The sequence below is a fragment of the Helicovermis profundi genome (assembly GCF_033097505.1).
Taxonomy (GTDB): Bacteria; Bacillota; Clostridia; order Peptostreptococcales; family Acidaminobacteraceae; genus Helicovermis; species Helicovermis profundi.
The window spans coordinates 147,252-168,423 of the sequence record NZ_AP028654.1; the positions used below are offsets into that span (position 1 = coordinate 147,252).

Genomic DNA, 21,172 nt, shown 5'->3' on the forward strand with positions numbered 1-21,172 from the left:
ATTTTAAAATACAAATTAAATAATATATTAAAATGTATAATAAAGGTTTAACAATTTAATTATAGCTATTATTTTATTGAGTAATACTTTTAATATAAAAAGGAATTCTTAAACTATTAAAAGATGTCTTTAGAATTTTCATTTTACTTTCACCTTCTTTTTCATCGTAGTGAAGGGAGAATGGTACTTCGGAAAACGAAGAGCCTGTTCTATGAAGTTTATATAAAAGTTCTACCATACAAGTGAATCCCATTTCTGAAATATAGGAATCTTTATAAACTGATTTTACGTTTTTTAAAGCATTAATATTATAAAGTCTATATCCGCATGTATAGTCTCTAACATTTGGAACATTTAAAATTAATGAATAATATTTTTTTGCAAAATAACTTAGCATAAGTCTATGCTTTGGAACTCCCAAAACCTTAGATCCGTTTTGAAACCTTGATGCTATAACAACATCAGAAGAAGTATTATTCATATGATTTAACATATTGATTGAGAATTTAGCTTTATGAGTAAAGTCAGAATCCATAATAAAAAGTAGATCGTTTTCATTAGCTTCACTTAGAGCAAATTCGATTCCACTTTTTATTGCCCCACCTAATCCTTTATTTCTGCTATGTTTAATAATATGGATAGAATTTTTATTTGAGTAAAATGTATTTATTTTTTTAAATGTGTTATCGGTGCTAAAGTCATCTACAACTACAATCTTTAAAAGTAAATTTTCTTTTAAAAAAGTCTTATTTTGACTTCTCCAATCTTCAATTACCTTTACTATATTATATTCTTCGTTGTATGCTGGAAGTACTACAAATAAACTATTCATCTAATATCTCCTTTTTGATTTTATATATTGTTTTATCAAACTCTTTTCTATATAGTTTATCTATACTATTAAAAAAAATTTTGAATTCTTCTTTGTATGAAATGTTGTCCCATTTTTCATTTACATAGGCACTATTTATAATTCCTGCAATTCTAATCCAATAATTAATAAATCTATGAATTGGAAGTAGAAAAACTATAAGTACATTTTTTGAGAGAAATTTTTTTGTAATATGTTGTTTTTCTAAATAAATATAAGCGATAAAAAAATTAAAAAAACTAATAAAAACGTACATTAAATATAAAAAAACATTTGAAAAAACAAGTATTTTTGTAGGATATCCTTTAAAATATAGAAAAATCATTCCAAAAATCCAGATAAGGCGTGGGAACACTAAAGTGTGATCGTTTATTAGCAGTCTTACAGGAAATTTTGTGAAAAAATCAAAGAATTTTCCAATGTGAAATTTTGAAAATAATTTTGCAACCTCCATTTGTCCTTTTTGCCATCTTTGTCTTTGAGCATATAATTTATCAACACTTTCAATTGGATCAACAAAAAAGAAAGTTTCTTCTGCTAAAAGAATTTTACCTTTTGTAAAATCGCGTATTTGAAAAGTCATATGAGTATCTTCTCCAACGGTTTCAAAGTTATATAGTTGAGTTTGCATTAGACTTTCTCTTTTAAATGCAGAACATGCTCCGGCTAAAGTATACATTGAATTAAATATTGAATTGAAATTTCTACCAATTAAAAACGACTCTAAATATTCAAATGATTCACATTTTTGAAGTAATTTAAGAAAAATGTTTTTAGTATCCTTTATATAATTTGGATCAATTAGAATTACCCCTGTTAAGGCACTTATTTTACTATCAGATTTAAATTTAATTATTAAACTCTTAAGTGCATTTTTATCTAGCCAACCATCACTATCAATATTTATGATATATTCACCTTTTGAAGAGAGAATACCTAAATTGAGTGCCTTTGCTTTTCCACTTGAAGTATCATACCACCAAATATTAATATTAGGATTATTTTCTTTAAAAGTATCAAAAATTTTAAAGCTGTCACCTCTAGTTTTCTGATTATTAAGAAGAAATACTTCCATCTTATTTTGAGGATAATTTTGAGATGCTACTGAGTTTAAACACTGCATTAAAGTACTTTCAGAATTGTAAACCGGTATCAAAATAGAAACGAGTGGATAAAAATCTAATTTTCTATTTCGGGTTTTATATCTGATTTTTTTTATTATTAAAAAAAATCCACTAATTAAATTTGTAGAAAATTCAATGGCCAGAGGAATTATAAGCCATGAAATCCAGTACATTAAAATAGTTATTGTTTTATTTATTATCATAAAGATCACCTACTAGTTGTTGACGTACATGTTTTTTTGTAAATACGTTATAGTATAAAATTATAACCAGAATAAAAAAAACTATTCTAGCTAATATTACATGTGAAAAATAGAATATATTTTCACCAAATTTTAGTACTGAAAAGAGTATTACAAACATACGTAAAATATTTGCAGTTATTAAGTAAATAGTACCCATAATAAAATATTTAGTTTTATAGAAAATATCTTTTATAGGATAAAAAAGTAGTAAAGAATAAAAAACTAACATTTCAACTATACCGGTGCATTCATAATCAATTATCCATGACATAGCACTTCCGTCTTTTAAGCTAATGTTTATTAAAAAATAATCTTCTAAAACACTTGCCCTTGGAATATAAAGTGTTAGATGATACATAAAAAAAGAAATAATATGTTTAAGTAAAATTTCAAACTCATCTCCGCCAAAATAAAGCATTATTAAAAAAGAGCTTACACTACCTAAGATAAAATAAAAGAAAAATAGATTGTTTTTTCTAAGAATTTTAAGTAAGATAAATACAATTATTAAAGAAAAATAAAATTTCATAATTTATTAGTTAAGTGTAAAATAGTAACACTTTTTCCTTTCTTGAAATGAGTAATATAGATTATAAGTATTCCAAATAATCCAAGAAGTATTTCGAGTAAAATTGATAAAGTTGTAAGAGATGCAATTGTAATTCTTCCATAGTCTGGTGATCTATCGTTACTAGAATGTATAACAGCTCGTAGTTCGTATCCGCCGGTTGTATTTCCTACGAGTTTTTCTAGAGGAGCATAAGCTTCAAAAAGGAATCCCTTGTTAAAGCCTCTTCCACCCCAACGTCCGTTATCTGCCCATATTAAAATATTTGAATTTGTAATATCAAAGAGCTTTACATAAACTTTTCTTGTCTTGGGGTAATAGTTAAATTCAAGCTTGTATTTTTTATTTGCGTAGAACAAGTTTGCATAGGTGGTCCATTTACTTTTTAAACGTCTATATCCGTATCGCTCAATTTTAATATAAAAATTATTTTCATCTGTAAACCATGAAGTGGAATATATATTATTATATGTTCGTACATTATATTCATAATCATCGTATAAAATAGGTTTGTCATTCCAATCATCAATATAACCATCAAGATGAATAGTTGATGCAAATGAAATATTTGTTTGTACTAATGAAAGGAATATGATTATAGAAAAAGATATTTTGAAAAAATTATTTTTATTTAACAATAGTATTATTCCTTTCAATTAAGATATTTGAATACTTAGTATATAAATAATTTATTTGCTTGTATTTATTAATATAGATTAAAAATATTAAAAGTCCAATCATAGATAATAATAAGCCCTTGTTAAAATAAGGATATACAATGTCTAAATTAGTATTTCCTTCTACAAGATAAATTAAGTTATGAATTTTTTGTGTTGCTTGTTTAGTTTTAAATGAATCCAAATAAGCTATATCTGATAGAGTCCCTTTTGGTGCATTTATTTGAATGGTATTCCCAACTCTTTTCTTTGTAATAGGAACTACTATTCTTTTAGGAGTATCTTCAGCTTTAAGGCCTAAAATATTTTCAAGCAGTTTAAGGACTTGAGGATCACGTTTAGTATAAGAATAATAAAATAAATTTAGACCAACAAATTTAATATTATTATTATATTTTGTTCCATAAAAAACTATTGTTTTATCATCAATTTGACTTATACCAAGTTCTTTATCTAGATTTACTAAGTAATTTGTATTCCAATTTATATCATTTGAGTTAAAATCATTGAATAAGTAGTTTTCGCCATTATAATCTATATTTGGAAATGTATAATGTAGATTAATTGGCTGAGCTATTACATCTAAGAATTCCGATCTTTGAGAGAGCATATTTGTTTTAGAATGAGTTAAATCAATATAAATTTCTACTCCTAAATCTGAAAGTTTTTTAATTTTATTTTCAGCTATTGACTTATCATTGTAATCAAAGCCACTAAGTATTATTTTTTTATATTTAGATAATTCATCTAATGTGTATTCGTCTATAGAATTATAATTACCAATTTTAATAGTAGGAAATGCAAAAATAAGATTATTTGCATAAGAACCGATGCCAAGAATTTCGTAATTAACCTTAGTAGCGAAAGTGGTATCAATTGGATATTTAAATATATAGGCATCATCATCTACATATTTTAGTTTGTAGCCTAGCTTATTAGCCGAAATAGTTAATCTATTAAGATCTTCTATATATTTTTTTCTAATTAATAAGGTATCTGCACCCATTTCAAGTGATCTATCAAAAATATAATTATAATACCCTTTTTCAAGAGCATAATTTAACCAAACTATATTTTCGGATGTAGTAGCTCCTTGCCATGCCCAGCCAAAAATTTGCGAAATTTCTTTGTTTTTGTTTGTGTATGAACTATAATAGCTGGGGTCAGAATCAAATGTACTTAAATCTAATACACCAATTCTTTGACTAGCAATACTTGTAGCATAATTAAGAGATTCATATGCTCTGTGATTTTCCTGTGCTACTTGAATAATGCTCATTGTAAAAATACCTTCAATAAGAAGGACTAGTACTATAAAAAAAACATATTTCTTTTTTAATTTTTTAAAAGAAAGAATTGCTATTAGTAAAAAAGCCATTGCTAAAGGGGTAAATCTCATCATCCAAAACAGTTGACTAAGTGGTAACTTTTTAAGTATAAATAAAAACCATTTTGTTGTTCCTAAAAAAATAATTATAACCATAAGAAAAGAAGTTTTTATTTTCCCTTTTGCAATAATAATTGCTATAAGCGAAATTAAAACTGCAGATAATCCAAAGTAGTAAGAATCACTTAAAGAAGGCCCTAATCTAAAAAAAGGATTTAGAGACTGTGAAATTTTATATGTTAATTGCTGCATAACAGTTAAATTAGTAGAAGAATTAAGTGAAATAATTCCTCCTTTTAACGCAGGATATAGCCAAAAACTAGCAGAAACAATTCCTAATACAGATGAAAATAGAATATGCATAGCTTCTAGATATTTTTTACTAGAAAATACGTCAATAAATAAAAATAAAAAAATTGTTATTCCAACTAAGGCTGCAATCATTGCATGTGTCAAAGTAATAAAAAACATAAGAATAAATATATAGATCAATTGAATTTTTTTTCTATAATCCAAATAATAAAAAATATTAATTAAAATGTAAGGAAATAAAGTTGTAACAACAACTCTTGGTAAATTTCCTTCGCCAAAAAGAACTCTATAGTTATCTGGTAGAATAAACCATAGCACTCCTAAAATAGTGCCAAGTATTATTTTATTATTATGCTTTCCATATAATATCCAAGGGATAGCTCCAATGAAAAATACTAAGCTTGTAAAAAAATAAAAAGAAAAAATTGAATTACCTTTTGAAATTAATTCGCCAATTAATAGTACATAGTAAGTAGAAGGAGCCCAGTATCTAAAGGGTTGAATTCCGTTATACCAAAGCTTTGTAAAAAGTGGGAAAACATCGCCGTTAATAAATCTAGTGTATAAAAAATGTGATTTAAATAGATGACCATATGTGTCAGATCCCCAAGGAGAAGAACCGTTTTTAAATAAAAAATAAAAAATAGCTAAATAGGAAAGTACTAGTATTAGAACAGAAAGAACATTAGTAGATATTAGTTTTTTTTTATTAGATAATTTTTTTTCGTTTTTAGAAGTTTCCTTAGAATAAGATGAATTAATATTTTTATTTATAACTTCTTCAAGTTTCTTTGTGTTATCTACTGAAAGTTTGTTCGTTGTTTCTGCTAATTCAGTAATTTTTGATAATCTATTATTTAAAAGCGCTAGACTGTTAGTTAATTCATTTGTGTTACTTTGAGTATTTGTTTTTGAACTTTCTATAGGTGGATCAATTGTGGGTAATATATTTTTAGAACTACTTAATTCATCGTGATTATTTGGAGCTAAGTCACTATAAATTGTTTGTGCTTGTAACTTCTGTGGTTCATTTACAATTGAACTCGTATTAATTGATTTAATCTCATTGGAAAGTTTATTATCATCATGACTTATGGTATTATCTATTTTAGTGATGCTATTATCAATAATTTCTTTTATAAGTTTTCTTAAATTTTCTTGGTTAGTAGTTTCACTTTCTTTTAAAATTGTTGTTTTTTTAACCTTATTAATATTATCATTATCATTATGTGACGAAATTGTTTCTATACTTTTTTTTATTAAAGTGTACTTTTGATTTAAATCATTTAGTTCTTCCTTAATAGGGTTGAAGCCTTTGAAATTATGCATTTCATTATTAATGATATAGGTTCTTGCTGAGTTTTCGCTAATTTCTAGCTTTAATAAAGAAAATGAATATTTTTGAATACTTTTTGAAATATCTGTATATATAATTTCTCCAATTGCTTCCATAGTAGGAACAATTGAATCAAACGGTTTAACTTCATTAATAATGCGAGATTCATACTTTAAGAGATAGTTAGAAATAATTTTTTCTAAATCAGTAAACTGAATAAACTCTGTGTTCTCTTTAACTAGGAAAAAAGTTAATTCCCAAGTATGGGGATGAACCAAAGATTTTTTGTTATCTATATATAAAAAATGTTTTGCATTTAAATAGAATTTAAATTTATATGACCTAGATAACATTAGTATCCCCTTTTGTAGTTTAATTGATGATTAATTCTTTAATAATATTACTCATTTATATGTGGCTTTAACTAATATATTAGTGTAATAGTCTCGATTGCTATTTAAATAATCTCTTAGCAAATATGTAATAATAAATGGTATAGAAATAGATAAAAATTTACTTATATACATATTGATATTTAACATATGATATCCTATATAAATGATAGAATCTGCCATAAATAGATTGATTAGAAAAGTGATTATGAAAAAAAACAAATCAATAGAACCTTTTTTATGTTTATATACAAATTTATAATTAAGATTAATTTGAAAAAGAGCTCCAGTTAATATTCCAAATGTATTAGAAAAAATAATATTATTACTTAATTGCATAAAAAAAGAAAGTACCGTAAAATCAATAAAAGTGACAATGCAAGAAATAATAAAATATCTTAATAACTTAGAATTATAAAAAGAATTTAGATTTTTCAGAGTATTTAGTTTAAATAATTTACAAGAACTTTCCGTTTTTATTTTATTATACATAATTACCTCTTTATATTTTAAAATATAAAATTATCCATATACATTATATAAAAAAAATGTCGAAATATCAATTATTTTTTAATTAACTATATGAAAAAAAAAAGATATAAAAAATAGCTAAACACCTTGTAAATGCAATTTTTATCATATAAATATTATATTGGATAAGTAAGATTAGATCAAATGCTACGAAAAAGTAATATTTATATGAGGAAAAATAAATTTTAATTTTAGAATTAATAATTATGGGTATGTATATAAGGTATAGTTCCAAAAATTAATATAAGAGATTGGAGTAAATATGATAAAATTAATTAATAAAATTAAATCAAGTATAAATATAAAAATTACTTTAGTAACAGCTTTAATTGTTGCTATTTATATTGCCTTTATGGGAGTTTTCATTGTTAATAGTATGACTAATTTGAAAGGCGGTGTTTTAAAGGGAATAAATACTGAACTAAGTAATTTATCGAACGAGTATTATGACAATTATTTAAATGAAATATCTAAAAATATTAGTAATTATCTTGATAATGTTATTGGTGAAATTCATTTACTTTCAGGTATAACGCAAACGTATTTTGACAATGATAAAGAATTGTCAGAAGTAACTAAGGTCATGAAAAATAATATGTTTTTTAAAGATAATTTAAAATATAATAAGGCATGGTATGAAAATTCAAGTAATGAGCCAGCTACTGTTTTTATTACAAGAAAATTATTTGATAAAAATAATAAAATAAATCCTAAAGCTCAAAGTTTTATAGATAAGACAATATTTTTGGATTTAATTCTTCCATCGTTTTCGACTAATGGAGTTAATAAATTACAAGTATATTATCAGGGTGGAAAAAATAATGAAATCTTTAGGATTTCGCCGTGGACAGATATAGGAAATGATATTTATAAAGTATATCCTGATTTTTTCGATATACCAATTTGGGATACTTTTAATCCTGGTCTAGCTGAAGAATGGGAAAAGCTTATAAAAGAAAGTAAGGGTGATATGGATAAAATTAATTCATATTATAGAGTAACTCCGCCCGTACAAGATGGTGTAACAGGAAAAATTGTGTTAACTGTTTCTCAGCCGCTTGCGACAAATAACTACAGTGAATTTGCAGGAACTGTGTCGATGGATGTTCCTATAGATGACCTAATAAGTATCGTTAATAATGTTAAAATTGGTAAAAATGGATTCGCCTTTTTATCACAATCAAATGGGAATATGTTTGCTGTTAATAAAACAGGAGAAAATATATTAGGACTACTTAGTACTGATAAAAATATAAATGATTCAAAAAAAGGATTTAACAGTCTGGAACGTTATTTAAAAGATAGTAAGTATGCTGACGTAGTGTCTTTAAACGTTGAAGATATTATTTCTAGCACATATAAAAGAATTTCAATTGAAGGCAAGGATTATATTGCAATTGCAAAAAAAATTCCAATATATAATAGCTGGACACCGGAGAAAGGTTTTTTTAAAGAAAATTGGATTTTAGGTTTTATTGTACCTTATGATGAAGTTTTTAATATGTATAACAACACAAGAGATAATGTTAATAATAAGCTTACAGATACGATAAAAAATATAATTATTAGTTACTTAGTTGTATTTATAGTATTAATAATGATTATTGCGTTTATAAATAAAAATATAACTAAAAATTTAAATAAATTAGTTGAAGCAACTAATCAAGTTAAAATGAAAAATTATGATTTTGATATTGAAATTGATAGTGGGGATGAAGTTGGAAAACTTGCTAGTTCATTTAATTCAATGATAATGGATATTAGAGGAACGTTCGAAACCCTTAAACTTCAAAATGAAAAATTATATGAAGAAATTAGTGAAAGAAAGAAAAAAGATAGAATTATTAATTATTTGGAAAATTTTGATTCTGCAACGGATCTTCCAAATAAAAAAATGTTACTTAATTATTTAAATGATTTAAAAATTAAAAACAATGGTATTGTATCGCTTATTGTAATAGGAATAGATGATTTTAGAAAAATTAACGAGGCGTATAGTTATAAATTTGGCGATGAGCTTATGAAAATGATTTCCAAACGACTTGAGAAATTTAATTTTGATGATAATTTGCTTTTTAAACTAGGAGGAGATGAATTTGGATTTATACTTGAAGCGGAAAATTACAATAAAATAGTTTTAGAGATTGAAAAGATACAAGAAGAGCTTCATAGCAAATATTTTGTAGATGAAAAAGAAATAACTGTATATTCAAGTATTGGTATAAGTACATTCCCATATGATAGTAATGATCCACTGGATATTTTTAAATTTGCATCAACTGCAATGGTTCATGCAAAAGACTTTAATAAAGGTGGATATGAATTTTATAATGAAGAAATGAATAAAAGTGCTATAAATAGAATGGAAATGATATCGGAACTTAGAAATGCCTTAAATAATAATGAATTTTATATGGTATATCAACCGATAGTTGATTCTTATTCTTTAGGTTGGAATAGTGTTGAAGCTTTAATTAGGTGGAAAAATGAAAAACTTGGCAGGGTGTCTCCTATAACATTTATTCCACTTCTTGAGGAAACAAAGCATATAGTTGAAGTTGGCAAGTGGATTATTAAAGAGTCTCTTACGAATATAAAAAAAATTCATGACTCCGGATACAAAAATCTCACAGTTTCTATAAATCTTTCAGTTGTACAGTTTTTAGAAGGAGATTTAATAGGATATATTAAAAATACTATTGAAGAAATAGGAATTAATCCTCAAAAGGTTACATTTGAAATAACAGAGAGTTTGTTTATTGAAGATATAAATTATGTAAAAAAACTACTTATGGATCTTAAAAAAATTGGTTGTTCCATTTCAGTGGACGATTTTGGTACAGGGTATTCATCACTTTCTTATATTAAGCATCTTCCCTTATCAAAATTAAAAATTGATAAGAGTTTTATCGATGAATTAACATCTGAAGAAGGTGAGGTAATTACTAATGCAATAATAGGTCTTGCGAAAAACTTATCTTTAACTGTAATTGCTGAAGGTGTTGAATTAGAAGACCAGTATGAGTATTTAAAAGAAAAAGGATGCGAAGAGATTCAGGGATACTTATTTAGTAAACCAATTGAATTTAGTGAGCTTAAAAAAACTATAAAAGATAATTATAGAAAATAGTTCAATACACTTGAAAAATATGAAATGTTTATGTATTATTAAATAGATTATGCTTAGATGTGTAATCTATTTTTATTATTATAAATGCTACTATTTAGTAAGCATATTTATTATATATTTGAAAGGAGGAACTATATTAGGTTTGACTACTAATATAGTACACAAACAAATGATTACTGTTTCAGGAATAGGGTTAAGATTTGGCGACAAAAAACTTTTTGATGATGTTAATGTTAAATTTACTCCAGGCAATTGCTATGGAGTTATTGGTGCAAATGGATCTGGAAAGTCAACTTTTTTAAAGATACTTTCTGGCGAAATAGAGGCAAATGAGGGAGATGTTTTTATTACTCCTGGTGAAAGACTTGCTGTACTTAAGCAGGACCATTTTGAGTATGATGAATTTCTTGTACTAGATACTGTAATAATGGGACATGAAAGATTATATCAAATTATGAAAGAAAAAGACGCTTTATATTCAAAAGAAGATTTTTCTGATGAAGATGGATTAAAAGCATCAGAACTCGAAGGCGAATTTGCTGAACTTGACGGTTGGGATGCAGAAGTGAATGCAGAAAAAATGCTTATGGGACTTGGTATTACAAAAGATTTGCATGGAAAATATATGAAAGAATTAAAGGGTGCAGAAAAAGTAAAAGTTCTTTTAGCACAGACTTTATTTGGTTCTCCTGATATTCTTTTACTAGATGAGCCTACAAACCATATTGACTTTAAAGCGATTACATGGTTAGAAGACTTTTTAATGAACTATGAGAAAATTGTTATTGTAGTATCTCATGATAGGCATTTCTTAAATAAAGTGTGCACAAATATGCTTGATATAGATTTTGGAAAAGCAAAGTTATTTGTTGGTAACTACGATTTTTGGTATGAATCAAGTCAATTAATGCTTAAATTAATGAAAGATCAAAACAAGAAAAAAGAAGAGAAAGTTAAAGAACTTCAAAATTTTATTGCGAGATTTAGTTCTAATGCATCAAAAGCAAAACAAGCTACTTCAAGAAAAAAATTATTGGATAAAATTACAATAGATGATATTCAGCCATCTTCGAGAAAATATCCATTTGTTGGATTTACTCCTGAAAGAGAAGCTGGAAAAGATATTCTTATGGTTGAAGGATTATCTAAAACGGTTAATGGGGTTAAAGTATTTGATAATGTTTCTTTTACAGTAAATAAAGGTGATAAAATTGTATTGCTTAGTAAAAATGAACTTGCAAGAACTTCATTATTAAATATCCTTATGGGCGAAGACGAAGATTATGAAGGAACATTTAAGTGGGGAGTTACAACAAGCAGATCATATTTACCAAAAGATAATACTTCTTACTTTGAGGATGTAGATTATAATCTAGTAGACTGGTTAAGACAGTTTTCAGTTGAAAAATCAGAAACATTTATTAGAGGATTTTTAGGAAAGATGTTGTTTTCAGGTGAAGAGCCACTTAAAAGTGCCAAAGTACTTTCAGGTGGAGAAAAAGTTAGATGTATGTTTTCAAAACTAATGCTTTCAGCTGCAAATGTTATTTTGTTAGATGAACCAACAAACCATCTTGACCTTGAATCAATACAATCAGTAAATAATGGACTTGTTGCATTTAAAGGAACTATGCTCTTTACATCACATGACCATAGATTCATTCAGACAATTGCTAGTAGAGTGATTGAATTAACACCAAATGGAGTATTTGATAAAGAAGTATCTTTTGATGAGTTTTTAGAAGATGATGATATTCAAAAGAAAATAAAAGATTTATATAATGACTAATAGTAACTAATTAGTAGTAGCCATTATATGAAAAAAAGACGTAAACGAAGAGAGTAGTTGCTTATTCTTAGTTTACGTCTTTTTTAGATTAAATTTGTAATTGAAATATTGCTTATAGGTTTTATTTAGCAAATTATAGGTTGTTAATAGTTTTAGATTCTCCTAAACAAGCAAAAACTGACTAACTAACATATAATGTAAGAAACTACCAAATAAAATAAACAAATGAAATATTTCATGAAATCCAAATACTGAGAATTTAAATTTGTCTGATTTTATTGCATAAATAACTGCACCGATACTATAAGAAAGACCTCCGCCAAGTAAAAGTAAAAATCCTGTCATATGTACAGTTTCAACAATTGGCATAATAAAAAATACTGCAAGCCAACCTAGTCCTAGGTAAAAAGACGTATATATCCATCTAGGAGCATTAATCCAAAATAGTTTTGTGATTATTCCTAAAATAGCAAGAGTCCAAATTGCTAATAAAACATAAAATCCGAGTTTTCCTTTAATTGCAAGCAGAGAAATAGGAGTGTAGCTACCAGCAATAAGTACATAAATCATAGAATGATCAAGTTTTTTTAATAGAAGATTAGTCTTTTTAGAACATTTAATCCAGTGATAAATAGTTGAAGCGGTGTATAGAGCTATTAAACTAAGGCCAAAAATAATTGAGCTAATTATTTCAATAGAGCTTCCATTTGTAATTGATTTAAATAACATAAGTCCTAGTGCAATAAGTGAAAGTATTGCTCCTATAAGATGAGTTATTGTATTTACTGGTTCTTTTATTGTTGACATAAAAACACTTCCCTTTTATTTATTATTAAATATTTACATGTAGTATTTGATACCATGTAATGAGTTTAACATAACTAGAAACGAAAGTAAAGCATGTAGTAATAAAAACTATATAATCTTTTATTTAATAACTTTTTAGGCTATAATATATATATATAGCTGATTATTATTGGCTGTACATTTGTGCTTTATACTTGAGTGATAATTTAATAATTTTGGAGGTATATATGAGTAGATTTAATAATTTTGTAGGGATAAAGGAAAAGTTAATTCCAAATATTCCACTTTATATGGACCAAGTTTTAATTTTTTTTGATGAAAAATTAAGTGTTTTAAAAAGAAAAGATGATGAAAAAATTCTAACAAAAACAATGATTAACAATTATGTTAAAGCTAAGGTTATACCTAAACCGATTAAAAAAAAATATAGTAAAGATCAGATAATGAGACTTTATTTAGTCTATCAGCTTAAAAATGTCTTAAGTATAGATGATGTAAAAGGATTTATTAATATTTTATCAGATTCTGATGATGAAAATGATCCGAATAATTTAAGTAAATATTATAATATGTTTTTAGAAATAGAAGAAAAAAAATATAAAGAAATAGAAAAAAAATTCCAAAGTAATTTTGAAAGTGATGATAAAAAAAATAGGGAAGAAATGATAGAACTCCTAATAGAATTTGCAGTTGATTCGAATATTAAAAAAAGAGTAATTGAAGATATATTAGATAGATAATTACAATTAATATGGAGAATAGTTGTGAAGTTAATATAAGGAATATATTTGCATATAGTTATTTAGAAAGAGGATAATGAAGAGATTATCCTTTTTTTAATTGTAAAATAAGTTAAAATGAATAATATTACAATTAAGTTAAAAAAACGAATTTAATATTGTTAATTTATTGATTTTATTTTATCATATGGGTAAAAAGAAGACAGTGCAGCAATGTATATTATTGTATATATTTACAAAATGCTAAAAAGAAGGAGGATTTACTGAAAAAAATTTCAGTAATAAAAATTAATATGAATCCAATTATAGAAATTGAAAATTTAACAAAGAAATATTCACAAAAAGAAGTGCTTAAAGGTGTTAATTTAAAAATTTATCCAGGACAAATTATTGGATATATTGGTCCAAATGGTGCAGGTAAAAGTACTACTGTAAAAATACTACTCGGTCTAATAGAAGATTATAGTGGCACAGTTAAAATATTTGGTGAAGATATTAGAGAAAATAGTGTAGACTATAAGTTTAGAATTGGCTATGTTCCAGAGCTCGGAGATATTTATGATACCTTAACTGCAAAAGAGTATTTAACTTTTTTAGGTGATTTATATGAAATAGATAAAGACTTATTACTTGAAAGAGCAAATGAACTTACAAAATTATTTGGCATAAATGAGCAATTTAATGCAAGAATTACTTCTTACTCTAAAGGTATGAAGCAAAAATTACTTATTATAGCGAGTATGATTCATAATCCAGATATTCTTTTTTTAGATGAGCCGATTACAGGTCTTGACGCTAATAGCGTAATGATATTTAAAGAAATTTTAAATGGACTAGCAAAAAAAGGAAAAACAATATTTTATTCTTCACACATTATGGAAGTTGTAGAAAATTTGAGTGAGAGAATTGTTTTATTAAATGATGGAATTATTGCAGCGGATGGAAGTTTTGATGAACTAAAAAATAATGGAAAAAATGATTCTCTTGAAGATATATTTAATGAAGTAACAGGCTTTAACAATCATAAGGAAATTGCAGAAAGTTTTGTGACTGCAATTTGTAGGTGATATTATGAAAGATTTTATTTCACTTAAGATACTAGATAAATTTGCTTTTCTAATAAGGTTTATGGGAGTTGATTATAAAACACTTAGAAGAATACTTAGTGTTAAATTAACTTTAGACAATAGGAGGGCTAGTTTATTTAATAAAAACAGATATGAAAAGGATGAAGAAATAGATAGTAATGTATTTAAAATGTATTGGTTTTATGGATTTATAGGATTGTTTTTGTATTCACTATCTTTTATAGGTGATTCGCCTTTTATTGGTTTAACTTTGTTTTTTGCTATTATAATTTTTATGATAATGTCTAGTTTGATTACAGATTTCACTTCGATTATGCTAGATACAAAAGATAAGTTAATAATTCTTACAAAACCTGTACCAAAAAAAACATTAACAATAGCTAGAACTATTCATATTTTAATATATTTATTATCGCTACTATTATTTTTAGCAACGCCTGGAATAGTTGGATTTTCAGTAAGGTATGGTGTGTTTTTTGGATTGCTATTAATAATTTCATTAGTTTTTATTAGTTTTTTATCAATATTATTTACTTCGCTAGTATATTATATATTGTTAAATTTATTTGATGGGGAAAAATTAAAAGATATAATAAATGCACTTCAAATATTTTTTGTAGTAGTAATATCTGTTGGTTACCAGTTAGTAATTAGATTGTTTGATGTAGTAGGAGTAAATGTAGTTTTTAATGCAAAATGGTGGAGCGTATTTATTGTTCCGAGTTGGTTTGCAGCGCCTTTTGAAATAATTTTTACTAAAAATAATGGATTTATATTTATACTTTTATCGGTAATTGCTTTAGTAAGCTCTATTTTTTCTTTATTTATTCATATAAAAATAATATCTCCAAATTTTGAAAAATACCTATATAAACTTGAAAATTCAGGTGAAGATAATAAAAAGGAATTTAAAATAAAATTAAAGATTAATGAATTTATTTGCAACTTACTTACAAAGGATAGTTTGGAAAAAGGGTTTATAAAATTTGTTCAAGTCATGTTAAAAAAAGACAGATCCTTAAAAATGCGTCTATTTCCGTCTTTGGCATTTTCGGTATTTTTACCTCTGATATTGATTTTTTTCTCATCTTTAAGAGGTGCTGGATTTAAAAATGTACTTGAAAATATGAGTTTAAGTCAAAATATTAAGGTTTTTTATTTTGGAATTTTTTTAATGGGAAGTATTATGTCTACTCTATCATATAGTGATAGTTATAAAGGTGCATGGATATTTAAAACTTTACCTATAAAAGGAAAAGACTTTGCTATAAAGGGTATGTTTAAAGCAGTATATATTTCTTATTTTATTCCAATTTTTACATTGTTTTTTATACTTTTTATTAGTATTTTTAAAGTTTCTTCTTTGGATGATTTATTATTTATGTTTTTAGCATTATTTACAGAATCTTTACTACTAATTAGATGGAATAAAAAAAAGTATCCGTTCTCAGAAAAACATAGTAAAACAAGTGAAATTGAAGAAAATTTTAAAAATATTTTTGGTGGAGGATTAATTATTGGTATATATGTATTATCAAGTAGTTTTCTATTTAAAAATTTATATACAGAAATAGGAGTATTTTTTATTTCGATTTTGTTTAATGTGTTTCTTTGGAAAACTTCATTTAGGGAAGGTAAAGTGGATAGAGAAGAGGTTAAGGCTAAAGTTGATTTGATTTGATAAAAAGAGTTAAATTTAAAAAAACTTTTATAAAAACCGTGTAAATTATTAAATTTCAATTTACACGGTTTTATATTTTTTTTAAAATAATTTAGTTGTCCAATCTTCAATATTCCAAACTTCCGTAACTATATCGTTGTAAAATTCGCTCTCGTGACTTATAAGAATAATAGTGCCTTTGTATTCTTTTAAAGCGCGTTTTAATTCTTCTTTTGCATCAATATCTAGATGGTTTGTAGGCTCATCTAGGATAAGGATGTTACTTTCAGTGTTTATTAATTTACAAAGTCTGACTTTAGCCTGCTCCCCGCCGCTAAGAACAAGGATTTTACTTTCAATATGCTTATTTGTAAGGCCACATCTTGCGAGCATTGCTCTTACTTCATATTGTGTTAATGAAGGAAATTCAGCCCAAATTTCATCAATACAAGTGTTATAATTTGCTTCTTTTATTTCTTGTTCAAAGTAACCTATATATTGATAATCACCGAGTTTAACTTCTCCTGATATTGGCGGAATTTCTCCGATTATACTTTTTAACAAAGTAGTTTTACCAATACCATTAGCTCCAGTAATTGCTATTTTACTTCCTCTTTCAAGTTTAAAATTAAGTGGTTTTGAAAGTGGATCGTCATAACCAATAACTAAATCTTTTGTTTCAAATATTAATTTAGCTGAAGTTCTAGCAACTTTAAAATCAAACTTTGGCTTTGGCTTTTCACGGTCTAGCTCTATTACATCCATCTTATCAAGTTTTTTCTGTCTAGACATAGCCATATTTCTTGTTGCAACTCTTGCTTTGTTTCTTGCTACAAAATCTTTAAGTTGAGACATCTCTTGTTGTTGTTTTTTGTAAGCAGATTCCTTTTGTTTTTTCTTCATTTCGTATACTTCAAGGTATTTATTATAGTCTCCAACATATCTATTTAATTTTTGGTTTTCCATATGATAGATTAAATTAATAACGCTATTTAAAAATGGAATATCATGTGAAATTAATATAAATGCATTTTCGTATTCTTGAAGATATCTTTTAAGCCATACAATGTGGCTTTCATCTAAATAGTTTGTTGGCTCATCTAAAAGTAAAATATCAGGTTTTTCGAGCAATAACTTAGCAAGAAGTATCTTTGTTCTTTGTCCTCCGCTTAAATCTCTAACGCTTTTTTCAAGACCTATATCCATAAGGCCAAGACCTCTTGCAACTTCTTCAACTTTTGAGTCGATAGTATAAAAATCATTATGGTCTAGTATATCTTGCATAACACCTACGTCTTCAAGATAATCTTCAAGTTCTTTTGGTGTACAATCACCCATTTTATTATATAAAGAATTAATTTCTTCTTCTAAATCAAAAAGGTACTTAAATGCTGTTTTTAGAACATCTCTTACAGTCATTTGGCCGTTTAATGTAGTATGCTGATCGAGGTACCCTGCTCTAACGTGTTTAGACCATTCAACTTTTCCCTCATCGGGCTCTAATTTTCCTGTAATTATATTCATAAAGGTAGATTTACCTTCACCATTTGCTCCAAATAATCCAATATGTTCCCCTTTTAAAAGTCTAAAAGAAACATTCTCAAAAATGGCTCTATCGCCGAAACCGTGGCTTAAATTTGTAACATTTAATATACTCATAATATTCCTTTCATAACACAAATAAATACTAATACTCTAGTTAGTTTATATAAATTATAAAATAAATACAAGTTAAAATTTTATATATTTACAATCTAATATATTTAATTTTGAATACAAATAGTTGTTTTAGAAATCTTCTGCTATAATTATTTTAGGTTAGGAAAATGGAGGTGGATTATGAAATTAACCCTTAGAGAAGCATTAAAATTAAATATAATGAAAAAAATGAAATTAATAGTTGGTGAAAAAGGAATAAAGAGAGAGATAACAAAAGTAGGAATTCTTGATTATGAAATGGATGAAGTTATAGTAGAAAATTTTAATGAGGGTGAATTTGCACTTTCAACTTTAGTTAGTATTAAGGATGATATAAGCAAATTATATTCAATGGTAGAAAAATTAATAGAAGTAAAAGCAAGTGGCCTTGCCATTAAAAGCATATTCTTTGATAGAATACCAGATGACGTATATAAGGTAGCAAGTAAAAATGAATTTCCCATATTTATATTTAATGAGACTTATTTTGAGGATATTATTACAGAAATAAATAACGAAATATATTTAAGATCAATTTCAAAAAATGTTGAGACTAAAATAGATAAATTGATAAATGAGTCTCTTAGTAAATTTAGCGTTAGAAGTATAGCAAAGGAAATAAATAGTGAATTTAATGAGACCCATATTGTAGGTTCGCTAAAACTAATAAATGAAGATAAATATAAGTCTTCGCTAGAATATATGCTTAATTTGGATTATATGATATCAGAAAAAGATAAATTAGTTTTTTATAAAGATAAGTATTTTTTTATCAAAACTTTTGAAAACAATATTAAGGAATATAGAAAAAATACTGAAAGTATGTATGGTGATTTAGTGTCACTTGGTTTTAAAGTGGATGATTATATAATTGCATTTAGTGATATGCATAGTGAACTCGCAGAGCTTGATATATCACTAAATGAAAGTTTGTATGCACTTGACTATTTATTAGTTAATAAAGAAAAAAGTATAAGTTATAGAGAAATTGGTATGAATAAATTTTTACTAGCTCTTAAGGATAACGAATGGATAGAAAAATATTATTATTCATTGATTGCACCAATACTTAAGTATGATAAAGAAAATAATTCATATTTGCTTGAGACCCTAGACAATTATATAAGATTTTCATCGGATGTAAAAAAAACAGCTGAGTATATGCATCAACATGGAAATACTATTAGATATAGAATTACAAAAATAAAAGAATTAGTAAAGGGAGTGTGTTCAGAAGAAACATTTTTAAGTGAATATTCTATAATTATAAATCTTTATAGAATTTATAACAAGGGTTTGTAAAAATTACAAAAGAACTATAGTAAAAATTGTTAGTATTATGATGAAAAAAGAATAAAATTCAATTAAGATAAGACTATAGGGATTTGCACTTTCTTGATTTTATTTGTTTTACCCTTTTTGCGAATCCTTTTTTTATTGGTTTTAGTGAATTTAAAATAAATTAAGAAATATTATTAAACATAAATGGTTTATTTTTATGATTGTGAGGTGTATTATGACTAATTCAAAAAAAGCTGATTTAGCATTACTATTTGTTACTTTTGGCTGGGGATCATCTTTTCTATTATCTAAAAATGTAATTAATCAAATAGAAGTTTTTAATTTTCTTTGGGTAAGATTTTTACTTGCATTTGTTATAGCTATACTTATATTTTATAAAAGAATGCTTAAAATTGATAAAACAAGTTTGATAAATGGTTTTGTAATAGGACTGATTCTTTTTTCGGGATTTGCATTTCAAACAGTAGGTCTTAATATTACTACGGTATCAAAGTCTGCTTTTATTACTGGACTTAGCGTTATTTTAGTTCCAGTACTTATGTCGTTTTATAAAAAAAAATTACCCGGTATTCAGATTATAGTAAGCGTTGCTATGGCAATCACAGGACTTGGATTATTAACATTAACGAATGGAGTAAGTTCATTAAATCTTGGAGATATATTAACATTAGTTAGCTCATTTTTATTTGCAATGCATATAATATCGGTCGGAGCACTAACTCATAAGTCGGATTCAATAACTATGGCTATAATACAAATAGGTACAGTTGGTGTTTTAAGTTTAATAGCTTCATTTATCTTCGAAAAGCCGACTATAAATTTAAGTGTTAATGCTTGGGGTTCGCTTATTGTTCTAAGTGTAATATGTACCTTAGGAGCATTTGTAATACAAAGCATTGCGCAAAAGTATACATCTTCTACTCATACAGCTTTAATATATTCAATGGAACCAGTGTTTGCATCAATATTTAGCTATATTTTCATTGGAGAAGTATTAGGGCTTTTCGGAACTATTGGAGCGCTGATGATTGTTTTTGGTATGATAGTAGCAGAACTTGATTTTGGTATTTTGATTAGAAAAAAAGAAAAAGTTTTAGAGTAAAAAATGTGACTAAATAAATTGAATGTAATTACAAAAAATGGCTATAAAATCATATTAATTGATTTTATAGCTATTTTTATAAATGAATTTCTTGGATTCAGAGGGAGTTTTTACTCCCACTGAATCTTAGAAAACATAATCCAGGGCCTTTTTAGAGTTCTAATACCCCCACTTTTTAAGAAGTGGGGGTATTAGAACTCTAAGGCATTGGATAAAATAAAATATGTAAGTGAAGTAACAGCACTAGGAGTTTTATACTAAAAATACATAAAAAATCCAATTTTATATTGACAAAAATTATACAAATGTTAATATATAGTATAGGTAATGCAATTAATTGTGGTTATTTTGACGAAAATTAAATTAGGAAATATATTTTTATGTAATTTTTAATTGTTTAGGGAGTGTTAACT

The 21,172-nt window shown here is 25.9% G+C and carries 15 protein-coding genes; 7 read left to right on the forward strand and 8 right to left on the reverse strand.

Features of this window, described 5'->3' with window-relative positions:
* Positions 1-73 precede the first annotated feature (73 nt).
* The 6 genes from AACH12_RS00615 to AACH12_RS00640 are packed head-to-tail and all read right to left on the reverse strand — an operon-like array spanning position 74 to position 7,404.
* Positions 74-832: a glycosyltransferase family 2 protein gene (locus tag AACH12_RS00615; protein WP_338536157.1), complete on the reverse strand. Its 759-nt coding sequence runs from the start codon at positions 830-832 to the stop codon at positions 74-76.
* Positions 825-2,198 carry a TIGR03111 family XrtG-associated glycosyltransferase gene (locus tag AACH12_RS00620; protein WP_338536158.1) on the reverse strand — a complete coding sequence of 458 codons (1,374 nt, stop codon included), beginning with the start codon at positions 2,196-2,198 and terminating at the stop codon, positions 825-827. The genes AACH12_RS00615 and AACH12_RS00620 overlap by 8 nt, the downstream gene beginning before the upstream one ends.
* The gene (xrtG, locus tag AACH12_RS00625; protein WP_338536159.1) at positions 2,185-2,769 is read right to left on the reverse strand and encodes an exosortase family protein XrtG; all 585 of its coding nucleotides are present in this window, start codon (positions 2,767-2,769) and stop codon (positions 2,185-2,187) included. Before xrtG ends, AACH12_RS00620 begins: the two co-directional genes overlap by 14 nt.
* Entirely contained in the window at positions 2,766-3,446 is a 681-nt protein-coding gene (locus tag AACH12_RS00630) for a hypothetical protein (RefSeq protein WP_338536160.1), read from the reverse strand. The genes xrtG and AACH12_RS00630 overlap by 4 nt, the downstream gene beginning before the upstream one ends.
* On the reverse strand, positions 3,436-6,873 hold the full coding sequence (locus AACH12_RS00635; RefSeq protein WP_338536161.1) for a 6-pyruvoyl-tetrahydropterin synthase-related protein: 3,438 nt from the start codon (positions 6,871-6,873) through the stop codon (positions 3,436-3,438). Before AACH12_RS00635 ends, AACH12_RS00630 begins: the two co-directional genes overlap by 11 nt.
* Positions 6,874-6,924: 51 nt before the next feature.
* A complete protein-coding gene (locus AACH12_RS00640) occupies positions 6,925-7,404 on the reverse strand; it encodes a GtrA family protein (protein WP_338536162.1) in 480 nt (159 codons plus the stop codon).
* A gap of 301 nt (positions 7,405-7,705) precedes the next feature.
* On the opposite strand from AACH12_RS00640, the gene AACH12_RS00645 reads away from it, so the two are divergent.
* The gene (locus tag AACH12_RS00645) at positions 7,706-10,573 is read left to right on the forward strand and encodes an EAL domain-containing protein (protein WP_338536163.1); all 2,868 of its coding nucleotides are present in this window, start codon (positions 7,706-7,708) and stop codon (positions 10,571-10,573) included.
* 169 nt (positions 10,574-10,742) lie between these two features.
* Entirely contained in the window at positions 10,743-12,362 is a 1,620-nt protein-coding gene (locus AACH12_RS00650) for an ABC-F family ATP-binding cassette domain-containing protein (protein ID WP_338537320.1), read from the forward strand.
* Positions 12,363-12,524: 162 nt separating this feature from the next.
* On the opposite strand, the gene trhA is transcribed toward AACH12_RS00650, so the two are convergent.
* Positions 12,525-13,169 (reverse strand): PAQR family membrane homeostasis protein TrhA, encoded by a 645-nt coding sequence (gene trhA / locus AACH12_RS00655; protein WP_338536164.1) that lies wholly within the window; start codon positions 13,167-13,169, stop codon positions 12,525-12,527.
* A gap of 227 nt (positions 13,170-13,396) precedes the next feature.
* Here trhA and AACH12_RS00660 point away from each other — a divergent pair, with 227 nt between their 5' ends.
* From AACH12_RS00660 to AACH12_RS00670, 3 genes are all read left to right on the forward strand, one after another.
* Positions 13,397-13,909, forward strand: coding sequence for a DUF1836 domain-containing protein (locus AACH12_RS00660; RefSeq protein WP_338536165.1), 513 nt, complete (start codon positions 13,397-13,399; stop codon positions 13,907-13,909).
* 293 nt (positions 13,910-14,202) lie between these two features.
* Complete coding sequence (locus AACH12_RS00665) at positions 14,203-14,976, forward strand: ABC transporter ATP-binding protein (RefSeq protein ID WP_338536166.1); 774 nt, start codon at positions 14,203-14,205, stop codon at positions 14,974-14,976.
* 4 nt (positions 14,977-14,980) lie between these two features.
* Positions 14,981-16,678 carry a hypothetical protein gene (locus AACH12_RS00670; RefSeq protein ID WP_338536167.1) on the forward strand — a complete coding sequence of 566 codons (1,698 nt, stop codon included), beginning with the start codon at positions 14,981-14,983 and terminating at the stop codon, positions 16,676-16,678.
* 81 nt (positions 16,679-16,759) lie between these two features.
* On the opposite strand, the gene AACH12_RS00675 is transcribed toward AACH12_RS00670, so the two are convergent.
* Entirely contained in the window at positions 16,760-18,316 is a 1,557-nt protein-coding gene (locus AACH12_RS00675; protein WP_338536168.1) for an ABC-F family ATP-binding cassette domain-containing protein, read from the reverse strand.
* A 180-nt stretch (positions 18,317-18,496) separates the two neighbouring features.
* Between AACH12_RS00675 and AACH12_RS00680 the strand changes: the two genes are divergently transcribed.
* Together AACH12_RS00680 and AACH12_RS00685 are read left to right on the forward strand one after the other, a co-directional pair.
* Positions 18,497-19,657: a PucR family transcriptional regulator gene (locus AACH12_RS00680; protein ID WP_338536169.1), complete on the forward strand. Its 1,161-nt coding sequence runs from the start codon at positions 18,497-18,499 to the stop codon at positions 19,655-19,657.
* A 214-nt stretch (positions 19,658-19,871) separates the two neighbouring features.
* Entirely contained in the window at positions 19,872-20,759 is an 888-nt protein-coding gene (locus AACH12_RS00685) for a DMT family transporter (RefSeq protein WP_338536170.1), read from the forward strand.
* The last annotated feature ends 413 nt before the right edge of the window (positions 20,760-21,172 follow it).

Excerpts from the sequence above, each read along its gene's own strand:
- xrtG (WP_338536159.1), bottom strand. The coding sequence starts at position 2,769 with ATGAAATTTTATTTTTCTTTAATAATTGTATTTATCTTACTTAAAATT.
- AACH12_RS00645 (WP_338536163.1), top strand. The coding sequence starts at position 7,706 with ATGATAAAATTAATTAATAAAATTAAATCAAGTATAAATATAAAAATT.
- AACH12_RS00670 (WP_338536167.1), top strand. The coding sequence starts at position 14,981 with ATGAAAGATTTTATTTCACTTAAGATACTAGATAAATTTGCTTTTCTA.
- AACH12_RS00640 (WP_338536162.1), bottom strand. The coding sequence starts at position 7,404 with ATGTATAATAAAATAAAAACGGAAAGTTCTTGTAAATTATTTAAACTA.
- AACH12_RS00685 (WP_338536170.1), top strand. The coding sequence starts at position 19,872 with ATGACTAATTCAAAAAAAGCTGATTTAGCATTACTATTTGTTACTTTT.
- AACH12_RS00665 (WP_338536166.1), top strand. The coding sequence starts at position 14,203 with ATGAATCCAATTATAGAAATTGAAAATTTAACAAAGAAATATTCACAA.
- trhA (WP_338536164.1), bottom strand. The coding sequence starts at position 13,169 with ATGTCAACAATAAAAGAACCAGTAAATACAATAACTCATCTTATAGGA.
- AACH12_RS00660 (WP_338536165.1), top strand. The coding sequence starts at position 13,397 with ATGAGTAGATTTAATAATTTTGTAGGGATAAAGGAAAAGTTAATTCCA.
- AACH12_RS00635 (WP_338536161.1), bottom strand. The coding sequence starts at position 6,873 with ATGTTATCTAGGTCATATAAATTTAAATTCTATTTAAATGCAAAACAT.
- AACH12_RS00620 (WP_338536158.1), bottom strand. The coding sequence starts at position 2,198 with ATGATAATAAATAAAACAATAACTATTTTAATGTACTGGATTTCATGG.
- AACH12_RS00680 (WP_338536169.1), top strand. The coding sequence starts at position 18,497 with ATGAAATTAACCCTTAGAGAAGCATTAAAATTAAATATAATGAAAAAA.
- AACH12_RS00675 (WP_338536168.1), bottom strand. The coding sequence starts at position 18,316 with ATGAGTATATTAAATGTTACAAATTTAAGCCACGGTTTCGGCGATAGA.
- AACH12_RS00615 (WP_338536157.1), bottom strand. The coding sequence starts at position 832 with ATGAATAGTTTATTTGTAGTACTTCCAGCATACAACGAAGAATATAAT.
- AACH12_RS00650 (WP_338537320.1), top strand. The coding sequence starts at position 10,743 with ATGATTACTGTTTCAGGAATAGGGTTAAGATTTGGCGACAAAAAACTT.